General features: G+C 50.2%; 13 protein-coding genes, 1 tRNA gene and 1 rRNA gene. 4 read left to right on the forward strand and 11 right to left on the reverse strand.

Going from position 1 to position 12,850, the window contains the following annotated elements; translation table 11 throughout:
* Window positions 1-9: 9 nt before the first annotated feature.
* The 7 genes from B3Z23_RS05870 to B3Z23_RS05900 are packed head-to-tail and all read right to left on the reverse strand — an operon-like array spanning window position 10 to window position 6,345.
* Window positions 10-1,635 (reverse strand): Na/Pi cotransporter family protein, encoded by a 1,626-nt coding sequence (locus B3Z23_RS05870; protein ID WP_038023864.1) that lies wholly within the window; start codon window positions 1,633-1,635, stop codon window positions 10-12.
* A gap of 1 nt (window position 1,636) precedes the next feature.
* Window positions 1,637-1,792: a hypothetical protein gene (locus B3Z23_RS05875; protein ID WP_294902922.1), complete on the reverse strand. Its 156-nt coding sequence runs from the start codon at window positions 1,790-1,792 to the stop codon at window positions 1,637-1,639.
* A 10-nt stretch (window positions 1,793-1,802) separates the two neighbouring features.
* Window positions 1,803-2,795, reverse strand: coding sequence for an ABC transporter ATP-binding protein (locus B3Z23_RS05880; protein WP_294902924.1), 993 nt, complete (start codon window positions 2,793-2,795; stop codon window positions 1,803-1,805).
* A gap of 8 nt (window positions 2,796-2,803) precedes the next feature.
* Window positions 2,804-3,583: an ABC transporter permease gene (locus tag B3Z23_RS05885; protein ID WP_294902926.1), complete on the reverse strand. Its 780-nt coding sequence runs from the start codon at window positions 3,581-3,583 to the stop codon at window positions 2,804-2,806.
* A gap of 11 nt (window positions 3,584-3,594) precedes the next feature.
* Entirely contained in the window at window positions 3,595-4,440 is an 846-nt protein-coding gene (locus B3Z23_RS05890; protein ID WP_294902928.1) for an ABC transporter permease, read from the reverse strand.
* Window positions 4,437-5,258: an alkaline phosphatase family protein gene (locus B3Z23_RS05895; protein WP_294902950.1), complete on the reverse strand. Its 822-nt coding sequence runs from the start codon at window positions 5,256-5,258 to the stop codon at window positions 4,437-4,439. The genes B3Z23_RS05890 and B3Z23_RS05895 overlap by 4 nt, the downstream gene beginning before the upstream one ends.
* 25 nt (window positions 5,259-5,283) lie before the next feature.
* Window positions 5,284-6,345: an ABC transporter substrate-binding protein gene (locus B3Z23_RS05900; RefSeq protein WP_294902930.1), complete on the reverse strand. Its 1,062-nt coding sequence runs from the start codon at window positions 6,343-6,345 to the stop codon at window positions 5,284-5,286.
* A 250-nt stretch (window positions 6,346-6,595) separates the two neighbouring features.
* On the opposite strand from B3Z23_RS05900, the gene B3Z23_RS05905 reads away from it, so the two are divergent.
* The gene (locus B3Z23_RS05905; protein WP_414716465.1) at window positions 6,596-7,276 is read left to right on the forward strand and encodes a UTRA domain-containing protein; all 681 of its coding nucleotides are present in this window, start codon (window positions 6,596-6,598) and stop codon (window positions 7,274-7,276) included.
* A 74-nt stretch (window positions 7,277-7,350) separates the two neighbouring features.
* Window positions 7,351-8,352, forward strand: coding sequence for an aldo/keto reductase (locus tag B3Z23_RS05910; protein WP_294902934.1), 1,002 nt, complete (start codon window positions 7,351-7,353; stop codon window positions 8,350-8,352).
* Between the two features lie 19 nt (window positions 8,353-8,371).
* Here the strand turns inward: B3Z23_RS05910 and metA are convergent, their stop codons facing one another.
* Both metA and B3Z23_RS05920 read right to left on the reverse strand, forming a co-directional pair.
* Window positions 8,372-9,301, reverse strand: coding sequence for a homoserine O-acetyltransferase MetA (metA, locus tag B3Z23_RS05915; protein WP_294902936.1), 930 nt, complete (start codon window positions 9,299-9,301; stop codon window positions 8,372-8,374).
* A 106-nt stretch (window positions 9,302-9,407) separates the two neighbouring features.
* A complete protein-coding gene (locus B3Z23_RS05920) occupies window positions 9,408-10,259 on the reverse strand; it encodes a LysR family transcriptional regulator (RefSeq protein ID WP_294902938.1) in 852 nt (283 codons plus the stop codon).
* Window positions 10,260-10,427: 168 nt separating this feature from the next.
* Between B3Z23_RS05920 and B3Z23_RS05925 the strand changes: the two genes are divergently transcribed.
* On the forward strand, window positions 10,428-11,600 hold the full coding sequence (locus B3Z23_RS05925; RefSeq protein ID WP_294902940.1) for a M20 family metallopeptidase: 1,173 nt from the start codon (window positions 10,428-10,430) through the stop codon (window positions 11,598-11,600).
* A gap of 16 nt (window positions 11,601-11,616) precedes the next feature.
* Window positions 11,617-12,405 carry a transporter substrate-binding domain-containing protein gene (locus B3Z23_RS05930; protein WP_294902942.1) on the forward strand — a complete coding sequence of 263 codons (789 nt, stop codon included), beginning with the start codon at window positions 11,617-11,619 and terminating at the stop codon, window positions 12,403-12,405.
* 192 nt (window positions 12,406-12,597) lie between these two features.
* Here the strand turns inward: B3Z23_RS05930 and rrf are convergent.
* Both rrf and B3Z23_RS05940 read right to left on the reverse strand, forming a co-directional pair.
* Window positions 12,598-12,713 (reverse strand): 5S ribosomal RNA (gene rrf, locus B3Z23_RS05935).
* A 33-nt stretch (window positions 12,714-12,746) separates the two neighbouring features.
* Window positions 12,747-12,822, reverse strand: a tRNA-Thr gene (locus B3Z23_RS05940).
* Window positions 12,823-12,850 lie beyond the last annotated feature (28 nt).

Consider the following 12,850-nt stretch of genomic DNA (forward strand, 5'->3'; position numbering starts at 1 on the left):
CCTGTGGCATTAATCGCGATGCTCATCCTCTTGCGGTTGTTCCAGTACACTGTAAGCCACCGCACAGAACAACGAATTCAGACGTTTCATATCCCCTAACAAACCAAGATGTAATGAGCTGGTTTCAATGCTCTGTACATTTTGCTGATGAAGACGATTAACATGCGCCAGCGAATAGCGCTGATTAAGTATCCGGAAACGGTGCTTAGCACGACGCAGCCGTTTTGCGGTAGGCATATCCCGCGAAATGAACACCGACAAACTCAGATGTAAATTGTTTAGCAACTGCTCCTGAAGGGTCTCCAGTTCCTGTACGCCGTCGGCAGAGAATGGCCGGTGTGCCGCCAGCGATTTCGCTGCCACATCCGCAGACATTCTTTCAATAATATCGCCAGCCTGTTCAAGATTCAGTGCCAGATCGATAATTTCCGCCCAACGCCGTGATTCCTGCTCCGCCAGGTCTTCTTTCGGCATCTGCGCCAGATAGAGTTTGATGGCGGTATATAACACGTCGACATCATCATCCAGTCTGCGAATATTTCGGTCTTCACGTACTTCGCCGTGCAGTACTTTGGTCAGTGTTTCCAGCATCTGTTCGATCACATCCCCAATTCGCAGGGTTTCACGGGCAGCATTCACCAGTGCCAGAGCAGGCGTATCCAGAGCAGTGTAGTCCAGATGTTTGGGCTTCAGACGCTGATCAGTTTCCACATCATCACTGATCAACCGCGTACACAGTTTCGCCATTGTCCCGCTAAACGGCACCAGAGCAATACAGCGGATCACGTTGTAGAAAACATGGAACGAAATCACCAGCTCAGCGTCGCTCATGGGAACATGAGCTAACCCGCTGGCAATCAGATTCACAAACGGCAGGATAATCACGCAGCCAATCAGCTTAAACAGCAGGCTACCCAGGGCAACCCGTTTACCGGCAGCGTTTGACCGGCTGTTGTTGATCATTGCCAGCAGTCCACTGCCAAAGTTGGCGCCAATCACCAGACAGAGTGCAACTTTGAACGAAATCACATCAGTGGCCGTCAGCGTTGCAGTGATCAGCACTGCAGCCAGACTGGAATAACTGATAATCGCAAACACGGCCCCCACCAGCGCATCCAGAATAATATCGCCAGTCAGAGAGGAGAACAGCACCTGAACCCCGGCAGCCTGAGTGATAGGGTGTGAAGCCTGTACAATCAGTTGCAGCGCCAGCAGAATCAGTCCCAGGCCAATTCCGGTACGACCTATCTGGCCCAGCCTTGTCTGTTTACGGCTGAGGAAAAAAATCACCCCGACGAAAATAAACAGTGGCGATAACCAGGAGAGATCATACGTCAGAATCCGGGCCATCAATGCGGTCCCGACATCTGCGCCCAGCACCACGACCAACGCCGGGGTGAGGCTCATCAGATTCTGAGAAACAAATGAGGTGACCAGTAAGGTCGTCGCGTTACTACTTTGTACCAGTGCAGTCACACCAATACCGGCCAGAAAAGCCAATGGTTTTTTTTCAACACTGCGACTAATGACGCGCCGCAGGTCGGCACCATACACCCGCATAATCCCGGTACGGACAATATGTGTCCCCCAGACCAGCAAAGCGACGGCCGATAATAAATTAAGTAAAGTTAACACGTTAAGGTTGCTCCTTCTCCATCACACTCTCCATCCTGTTGGCAGAAAGTCCGTACTCTTCCTCCTCCGGCCAGCGATACTTGATCATATCGGCCAGCCGTACCGGACAATCGGGTGATGACACCTTAACTTCGGCATCGCAAAGTGAAACCTTCACTGTTTCCTGTTCAGGCGACCTGGCGTACTGCGGAGAGATCCAGTTGCAGCCCCAACTGCTGGCCTGCAGGATAGAGATCATTGTGACTGTGGTTGAGGATATCCACAGAAAGATCAACTCCCTGGCACTCGACGCGGTAACGTATCACATTCCCCAGCAGGCTGCTGCTGAGGATGCGGGCGGATAATCCCTGGCCAGTCTGGCAAAACCGAAGCGTTTCGGGGCGAATCGCTACATGAGAACTGAATGATTGTCCGGTCAATTGCTTAGCCTGTTCGGCTGTTAACAAATTGTAGTTGCCGATAAAGCCTGCGGCAAACAAATCTGCCGGCTGAGTATACAGATCTTCCGCCGCTCCGTTTTGCACAATCTTACCTTTATTCATCAGAACGATACGGTCTGACAGGGTCAGTGCTTCTTCCTGATCATGCGTCACGAAGATCGTCGTCAGCTTCAGTTCCTTTTGTATGAGACGAATTTGATCACGCAGATGGCGACGGATGCGGGCATCCAGCGCCGACAGAGGTTCATCCAGTAACAACAGCTTTGGCCGGGTCACCAGAGAACGGGCCAGAGCCACACGCTGGCACTGTCCACCAGAGAGCTGATGAGGATAACGCGAGGCAAACTCATTCAGTTCCACCAGCGCCAGTACTTCAGCTACCCGCTGGCGGATTTCGCCGGTGGATAGTTTCTGCATCTTCAGGCCAAATGCTACGTTCTTTTCAACGGTCATATTTGGGAACAACGCGTAGCTCTGAAACACCATGCCGACACCGCGTTGCTGGACAGGAACATTCACGATGTTGTTATTTTCCAGCAGGATCTCTCCGCTATCGACCTCTGTCAGTCCCGCCAGACAACGTAATAGTGTGGATTTACCGCAACCGCTGGGCCCCAGCAAAGTGACGAATTCCCCTTCACTGGCAGTAAAGTCGATATCGTGGAATACCGGGGTCGTGCCATAGCTTTTGTTCAGTTTTCTGACATTCAGAGTGGCCATAGTGCGCCTCATTTACGGTTAAGCAGATTGGCCAGCCAGGTAACCACCAGGATGACAATAAAGTAAGAGATCACTAATGCGCTGGTAAAATGGCCACTGCCATTGCGCATATTGTAGAGATAAACCTGTAACGTCTCATAGCGGCTGCCGACCAGCAGGTTAGCAAATACAAACTCACCAATCAGAAATGAGAACGACAGCAGTACAGCCACCAGCACGCCTTTGCGCAGGTTAGGCAGCACCACAAACAGGGCCGCTTTACTGGTTCCTGCACCTAATAAGTGAGCAGCATCAATCAGTTCTTTCAGATTCACCGACTGAATATTGTTAGAAATCGCCCGGTAGATAAACGGCAGTGCAATAGTGAAATAACAGCCGATCAGAATCCACGGTGAACCAGTCAGCATCAACGGTTCAGAGGAGTAAAGTTGCAGTAATCCGACAGAAGAGACCACCGGTGGAACAGCAAATGGCATCAGGATCAGTACATTCATAACCCCGTCGAGCTTCGGGTAATAGTAAGCAATCACAAACATTGCAGGCAGTACCAGCAGTAAAGAAAACAGTAATGCTCCGATACAGATCAGTAATGAGTGTCCCAGCGCAGCAATAAAGCGCGGGTCTTGCCATAGCTGGATAAACCAGGAGAGTGTCAGCCCCTGCGGCAACACCGTATCGCTCCATTCACGTGACAGGGCGTACAGCAAGGTTGCGACCAGTGGCAGAGCAAGGATTATCAGTAACAAGCTGCTGATAACCCGATGATAAATATTTTCGGCCCGGGACATAGTGACTCCCTTCAGGAACGTTTAGCGGTTAAGTAACTACGGCGAACCAGGTACTGCTGTACCACAGTGATTACCGTCAGCAGCACTACCAGCAACATAGCTAACGCGCTACCCATATACGGATCGAGGGAGATATCGCCGGACACCAGCGCCGCAATCCTTACCGGAACCACATTAAAGTTCCCACTGGTCAGCGCGTAGATAGTGGCATAGGCCCCTAAAGCATTTGCCAGCAGGATCACAAAGGTGCCGAGTAATGCCGGAGAAAGCACCGGTAAGGCAATTAAACGCCAGTAACTCCAGCGTCCGGCACCGAGCAAGGCGGCAGATTCCTGCCAGTCTTTTTTCAGACCTTCAAATGCCGGAAACAGCAGCAATACTCCGAGAGGAATCTGAAACCAGGTATATATCAGGATCATTCCGTCACGCGAGAACAACCGAAATCCGTTGCCCATCCCGAGGTGCCGCATTAACAGCGTCAGGCAACCGTTAAGCCCCAGTAAAATAATAAAGGCAAATGCCAGAGGGACTCCGGCAAAGTTACTGGTCATATTAGTGAACGACATCATAAAACGATGGAAACGCCCGTTACCCAACTGATGCAATGAATACCCTGCCACCAGCGAAATAATTAATCCGTAACAGCTTGACCAGAAAGAGATATCCAGCGAGAACCGCAGTGCCTGCTGATAAAAGGGTGAAGTCAGAATGTCATGGTAGTTATCCAGACCCCAGCGGCTGTTAACATCACTCCAGAAACTGTTGCCGGCGACCCACACCAGTGGGGCTACCTGAAAAGCGATATAAAACACCGCAAAAGGCAGTAACCATAACAGAGCTATCCGCTTACCTTTCATTCCCCCGCCCCCGCGGCTGTTGACAACAGCGCCCGGCACACCGGTTTATCATGCACTACCCCAAGAATCTCACAGACTGATCCGCAGAGTTCTGTCTGACGTGGCTTTAGTCCGCTCTGTTTAGAAAATGCATCTCCAAACACGAACAACGGAACACGGACTTCTTCCTGTAAGGTGCCACCATGTGAACGGTCATCGTTCATACCATGATCAGCTGTCACTATGACCTGGTAGCCTTCCTGCAACCAGCCGGGCATCCAGTGTGATAAATAGCCATCCGCCATTCGTGCACGGTTACGATACTGAGAGGAATTAAGACCGAATTTATGCCCGGCATCATCGACATTCATTGGATGAATCAGAAGAAAATCAGGATTATGTAACCGGCGCAGGCTCTCGGCATCTTCAAACAAATGAGAATCCGGATAACCATCGTCGGAATAGAAATGGCCGAACTGAATCGGCAACGCTTCGTCCCGGGTATGACGATCACGAACAGCATCGTAAGGACTGCGGTTGTATAGCTCACTCACCCAGTGGTAGGCAGCCGCCGCAGTTCGCAAACCGGCTGCCCGTGCATAATGGAAGATGCTACGCTGGTTGCTCAGGCGGTTTACCCCGTTATGAATTATCCCGCTAAGCACCGGCGGAACACCGGTCAGAATACACTCGTATAATGGCCGTGACAGTGACGGTAATTCACAGTGCATGGGATAATACTGACCATGACCCTGCGCACATTCAGCATGCAGATAACCCATAGCATGCTCAGCCACCACATCACTCAGACCATCAAGTACCACCAGGATTGTTTTCATCATTTACCTCATGACTTCTAAAGACTTACTGCTGCATATTGATCATTACGTCCTGCTGCCACAGCGCTGGTAACTGTTTGGAAGATTTATCCCAGGCAGCCTGATCTTTAATTGGACGGGCATTTTTATATTCAGCGGCTGGCAACAGTTTGGCCTGAACGTCAGCAGGTAATTTGATGTACTGAGCGCGAATCGGACGGGCATAACCCCGGGCCAGATTGATCTGTCCCGCATCAGAGAAAATATATTCACGGGCCAGTTTGGCGGCGTTCGGGTGCTTGGCATATTTGTTAATGATGGTGGTGTAACCGGAGGTCACTGAACCGTCGGACGGGATCACTACCTCGTAACGGTTTTTATCAATCTGATCGCGGTAGTTCAGACCATTAAAGTCCCAGACCACCGCCACCTGAATCTCGCCTTTTTCGATGTTGGCAATAACAGGATCGGTCAGACCCAGGCGACCTTCTTTCGCCAGTTCACCAAAGAATTTTAGCGCCGGTGTCAGGTCTTTTTCGGTGCCTCCCAGCGCATAGTTTGCCGCCAGCACGCCGTTGGCAGCCTGAGCAGCCACACCTACATCGCCAATAGTGACCACATACTTACCTTTTTTCAGATCGGCCCAGCTATGTGGAATATTCTTAACCTGCTGTTTATCGACCAGAAACGCGATGGTACCGGTGTAAGCCAGCATCCAGTTACCCTGTTGATCTTTCGCCCAGTCTGGCACCTGGTCCCAGTGCGTAGGTTTGTAAGGCTGAGCCAGTCCCCTCGCGACGGCTATCGGACCAAAGGCTGCGCCGACATCCCCGATATCAGCACTGGCGTTCTCTTTCTCAGCAGCGAACTTCGCCAGCTCCTGAGCTGACGACATATCGGTATCGGTGTGTTTAATACCGTATTTGGTGGTGATGTCATGCCATGTGTCTTTCCAGTCGGCCCAGCTGTCAGGCATCCCCACACTGTTGACCTGTCCTTCACTACGTGCTGCTTTTTCCAGCGCAGCAAGGCTTGTATCTGCCGCATGTGCTGCCGGCAGAGCTACAAAAATGGCAGCGGATAAGAGAGTTAAAATACTAGCTTTCATGTCGGGCTCCTGCGATTAGGTTAAAGGACACTGGTCTAGTCCAGCAAAATCTAAGCCAATGTATCGACATCGTATGAAAATTTTATGACAGCGTTGTGATATCTGGATTTTTACAATACTCTGCGGGCAGGATTAACTGACTATGTCGGTGTTTTCGCCTGACTTTGGTTACTACAATGAATTCAGTGAGTGCAGATTTGCACCAATATGGGGCTGACACGTGACCACCAGCAGCATAAAAACTGTCGATATGATCGCGGAATCATTACTTAATCGGTTGAATAGTGGTGAGTTTAGTCAGGGCCGACTACCTGCGGAACGACGGTTGAGTGAAGAATATTCCACCACCCGAATCACCTTACGTGAAGCACTCGCACTTCTGGAAGCCCGCGGAAAAATCTATCGGGAACTGCGCCGTGGCTGGTTTATTGCGCCCCCCCGGCTGGTTTATAACCCGTTACTACGCAGTCACTTCCATGAAATGGCTGCACTTCAAGGCCGCGAAGCTCAAACCGAAGTTATCAGTGCCAGCGAAATCGCGGCTACTCCCCTGCTGGCACAACAACTGTCAGTCGCCCAGGGAGACAATCTTTACTGCATCCGTCGTCTAAGGCGCATCGATGGCCGGGCGGTCCTGTATGTTGAACATTATCTTAATCCGGCCTTTTTTCCTGGTCTGTTGCAGGAAGACCTGACCCGATCACTGACCGAACTGTATGAAAAACTGTATAACATACGCTACGGCGGGGTACGTTTTACGGTGTTACCTGGTCCGTTACCGGCGTTTTCTGCTCCGGCACTGAATGTCGCTTCCGGCAGTCCTGGTATTTGTATTACCCGGATCAACCAGAACCAACACCGCCAGGTGATAGACTGCGATTATGAATACTGGCGTTATGATGCCCTGTGTGTTGATGTGGAGATTAACTGAACCCTCTACGATCGAGTGCGGGTAAAGCTCACCGCGATGCTCGTCTATTCCCCCTAAGTGACGGAGAACTTGCCATGATCTATCAACCTGATAATCAACGCTACGAAGGTATGACTTATGCCCGCTGTGGTGCGAGCGGCCTGCTGTTGCCGCGCGTATCTCTGGGACTTTGGCACAATTTCGGGGAAGAAACCCCCGGCAACAGTGGCAGAGAGTTAGTGTTACATGCCTTTGACAAGGGGATTACTCACTTCGACCTGGCTAACAATTATGGTCCTCCGCCGGGGGCGGCAGAAAGCTGCTTTGGACGGATTCTGAAACAGGATCTACATACCTGGCGTGATGAACTGATTATCTCCACCAAAGCCGGCTATACCATGTGGCCAGGCCCTTACGGTGACTGGGGTTCCCGCAAGTATCTGATAGCCAGCCTCAATCAAAGCCTGAAACGAATGGGGCTGGACTATGTGGATATTTTCTACCATCACCGTCCGGATACCGATACCCCTCTCAGTGAAACTGTCGGGGCTCTGGCTGACATTGTTCTTCAGGGTAAAGCTCTTTATATCGGTATTTCAAATTACCCGGATGAGCTGGCAGCACGTGCTATTGAGATGCTGGAACAGCAAGGAATCCCCTGCCTCATTCATCAGACAAGATATTCGATGTTTCAACGCCAACCTGAGCAAGGGTTACTCCGTACTTTGCAACAAAAAGGTGTCGGCTGTATCGCCTATTCACCACTGGCCGGTGGTTTACTCAGTGATCGCTATTTACAGGGAATTCCTGCAGATTCAAGGATGGCGGGTAACAGTCCGTTCCTCACCCGTGAACGCTTAAACGAGGCAAAACTGGCTATTATTCATCAGCTCAATGCTCTGGCAATTGAACGTGGTCAGAGTCTCGCCCAGATGGCACAAGCATGGCTGTTGCGGGACGACTTAGTGACATCGGTACTGATTGGCGCCAGTAAAACCCGGCAAATTGACGATGCCGTGGCTGCCCTGAACAGTCCGGAATTTACGGTACAGCATCGGAAAACTATCGACGAAATTCTGGCCCGCGACAGCGATTAAGCTGCCCGGACCTTAAAGATTATTCCAGTGTCGGTGTCATATGCTTCAGATCATATGGCGTGATCTGGTAGACATAATAGTTAAGCCAGTTGGAAAACAGCAGGTTGCCGTGACTACGCCAGCTGGCTTTTGGGGTCAGATGCGGATTATTGCCGGGAAAATAATTATAGGGTAACGGTGAGTCAATACCCGCGCCAATATCTCTTAAATATTCACCCGCCAGGGTATCGGCATTGTATTCCGGATGACCGGTGACAAATACCAGCCGTTTGTCACGGCTGGCCATCAGATAGGCTCCTGTCTGCTCAGACACTGCAAACACATCCAGATCTGTATTATTCTGGATGATATCGGTCGGAAAATCAGCATACCGTGAATGCGGGGCGAGGAACTGATCATCAAATCCACGGGTCAGCAACGCATGCGGCTGGACCACACTGTGCTCATACACTCCGGATAACTTCTGTTCACGGGTCATTTTAGGTAACCCATACAAAATATTCAGCGCAGCCTGAACCGCCCAACAGACAAACAGTGTCGATGTGACATGGTCTTTAGCCCAGTGCAATACTTCACGAATTTGCGGCCAGTAAGCGACATCATCAAAATCTACTAATCCCAGGGGAGCCCCGGTCACAATCAGACCGTCATAGTTTTCATGCTGGATATCGGAAAAATTACAATAAAAAGTATCCAGATGTTCTGCCGGGGTATTTCGTGATTCACGATTATCGATCCGTAACAGCTGGATATCTAACTGAAGTGGTGAGTTAGACAGCAGCCGCAGAAACTGATTTTCAGTTTCGATTTTTTTCGGCATCAGGTTAAGGATTAAGATTTTTAACGGCCGGATATTCTGGACCAACGCACGGGACGAGGTCATTACAAACACATTTTCATTTCGTAGAAAATTAACTGCGGGTAAATCATCCGGCACTCTGATTGGCATTACCTGACACCTCAATTAACCATATAAACGTTTAGACATCCAGATAGCCAAGATTAACGTGTAGTGCCTGAAAAGTCGATACTGATCGGCCGATGATGAAAATCTTTCAGCTTAATTCTGAAAATAATTCAATGAACGCTTGTTGCGCCGGATTCAGCTCACTCTGTTGCCTGTAAAGCAGCCAGGTACAACTGTCAGCACCATTGCCTTCCAGACTCAGTGACTGACAAAATAACGAATCAGGCAGCGGCTGATACCCGGAAATAATGGCATATCCTAACCCATGGACCACCATGGCCAGGCAGACTTCGAGTTTATCAACCTGCATAGCAATCCTGGGTGACAGCCGGTAATGCGCGTTCCACCACCGCTCGATCAACTGCGCAGTATGACCGCCATGATTAATATAGATCTGCGGTAACTGAGGGAGCAATTCCATATCGATCGGTTTCGCACTGATCAGCTGATACTGATCTTTACGGATCAGGCGCTTTTGTTCTTTCCAGCCATAATCATCTTTGGTGACCGCAATATCAATTTCATCACGCCGAAGTTTTTCATACATCTCTTTGCTCAGCCCGCTCACCACGCTGACGTGCAGATCACTGTGTTGTCGGCAAAAACCAGCCAGTATTTCCGGCAGGCAATAGGCCGCATAGTTACTGGTGACACCCAGTCGTAACTCTCCCGGTCCCGGATGACGCAGTGCCTGAAGTGTCTGCCGGAGCTGTTGTGATTCTGTCAGCATTTTCGTGGCATGTTCTGCCAGATAGCGCCCCTGTTCGCTGAATACCAGTTTGCGCCCGCTGCCTTCGAATAACTGAATCGAGAGTTTCTGTTCAATCTGCTTCAGACGATAGCTGAGTGCGGGTTGAGTCAGATAAAGCTGCCGGGCTGCCCGGGTAATATTCTGTTGATGCCAGACAGTTGCGATAATTAACCAGTCTTTCTCGTTCATCAGTCACCTCTTAACATCGACATCATTATCATAAAATAATTTTATTATAGTATCGCTGCTTAATAAAAAATCCGAATTGGGATTTTGTCTGTGACAAGGATATACCTGTACTCTAACGATTTGGTGATCAATGGGCGACAGAACCGGAGTATTCAGGATGGCAGCACTGTGAGTGATATAAAAGATAAAATAATTTTATCCGTCGACCAGTTGGCTGGTGAGATGGGTGAGCTGGCGAAAGAGATACATGCTAATCCGGAGCTAAGTTTCCAGGAACATCAGTCTGCAGCACGATTGATAGCACCACTACAGGCAGCAGGCTTTTCTGTAAAGCAGTCAGTAGCAGGACTGGATACGGCCTTTCGTGCAACACTCAATTCCGGTAAAGCCGGTCCACATATCGCCTTTCTGGCCGAATACGACGCCCTTCAGGGACTGGGACACGCCTGCGGACATAATCTGATTGGTACCGCTTCGGTGACCGCGGCGTTGGCATTTGTACAGGCTTGTCCGCAATTCAGCGGAACGGTTGAAGTTATCGGTACACCGGCAGAAGAAGAAGGTGGCGGTAAGATTATTATGGCCAATGCCGGGGTTTTTGACGGAGTGGACGCTGTAATGATGTTCCATCCGCGGGAAAAAAATATGGCTGTCCGTGGTGCTCTGGCCTGTGTCGATACCTGTTTTAAATTCTATGGCAAGGCAGCACATGCGGCATCTGCACCACATTTGGGGATCAGCGCTCTGGATGCAGTGATCCATACTTTCAACGGTATTAATGCTATGCGTCAGTTGTTCACTGATGACGTACGGGTTCATGGGATTATCACCCACGGTGGCAGCGCGACTAATATTGTTCCTGAATATGCCGAAACCTGTTTCCTGTTGCGCGCCGCCACCCGGGCAGGGCTGGAACAGGTCAAACAGAAGGTCTTCGCGGTGGCTAATGGCGCAGCAATGATGACCGGCGCCAGACTCGAAATAGAGGAAGGACTCACCTATGCCGAACGAAACAATAACCAGGCGCTGGCTGGGTTATTTGCTGACAATCTGGCATTGTTAGGACTGACCGTCGAAAATCCGCCGGAACAGGGTGGGGTTGGTTCATCGGATATCGGTAACGTCAGTCAGTTAACGGCGGCCATCCACCCCTACCTGAGGATTGGTGATGTTCGCCCACACACTCCGGAATTTGCCCTGGCGGCGGGTTCTGAACAGGGAATTACCGCCATGCTGGATGCAGCAAAAGCTCTGGCGATGACTGCCAGCGATTTGCAGCAGTCTCACCATTTACAGTCAGTACGTGATGAATTTAGTCACTGGCAGAAAAATAACGTTTAATTACCGGAGATTGCACATGAAAACCGCTCTGCTGCTGGCAGCCAGTTGTGCTTTATTACTCAGCACCAGCAGTTTTGCTGCTGAGAAGACCTTACGGGTCGCTGCAGATCTGTCTTATCCCCCGTTCCAGTTTCGTGATTCTTCAGGAAATCCTGCCGGGTTCGAAATCGACCTGACTAACGCGATCTGCGAGGCAGTTCAGGTTAAATGCACCTATGTCATCACCAGTTTTGATGCAGAGATTCCGGCGTTAATTTCTAAAAAAGTCGATTTTATCTCTCCGCTCGGGGCAACTATCAAACGAAAAAAATCAATAGCGTTCAGTGATTACCTCTACCACGCTCCTTCTAAGCTGGTTGCCCGTAAGAACAGCGGATTATTGCCGGATGTCGCCTCTTTGCAGGGTAAACATATTGGCGTCCTTCAGGGATCAATCCAGGAAATGTACGCTCGCCAGTACTGGATACCTAAAGGGATTGATGTGGTGACCTATCCGGATCAGGACTCAATTTATCAGGATCTGGAAGCGGGCCGTCTGGATGGTTCTCTGGTACCCGGAGCCGCAGTGACCTACGGCTTCCTGAATAAACCGGCCGGTAAAGACTTTGCACTGTTGGGGCCAGAGGTCACCGATGACAAACTGTTCAGCGCGGGATCGGCATATGGCATTCGTCAGGGTGACGCCCCGACACAGGCTCTGATAAACCAGGGGATAAAGAAAATTATGGCTGACGGACAATGGGAAAAAATTAAACAGCGCTATTTTGGTGATCTTGAAATGAAGGTCAACACAACGGCCCCTTAAACGCCCATCAGACACTGAATAGTGATTGTCGCGTTACCCCGGTGTTATAAAGCCATCTGCCAGGATGGCTTTTTTGATTCTTTCACGCAGGTTCAGCTATCACCGCATCTTTTACCCTAAGTCTGATCGGTATTTCAGAGTTTACTAACGCAAAAAGGCCATCCGTGAGGATGGCCTTTCGCTTGATTTGATGCCTGGCAGTTCCCTACTCTCGCATGGGGAGACCCCACACTACCATCGGCGCTACGGTGTTTCACTTCTGAGTTCGGCATGGGGTCAGGTGGGACCACCGCGCTATTGCCGCCAGGCAAATTCTTTTATACCGAAATCATGTTTTTATCTGGTGCTGATACCCAGAGTCGAACTGGGGACCTCACCCTTACCAAGGGTGCGCTCTACCAACTGAGCCATATCAGCACACAAAATTGGATGCCTGGCAGTTCCC

It is taken from the genome of Tatumella sp. UBA2305 (genome assembly GCF_002345795.1).
Taxonomy (GTDB): Bacteria; Pseudomonadota; Gammaproteobacteria; order Enterobacterales; family Enterobacteriaceae; genus Tatumella; species Tatumella morbirosei.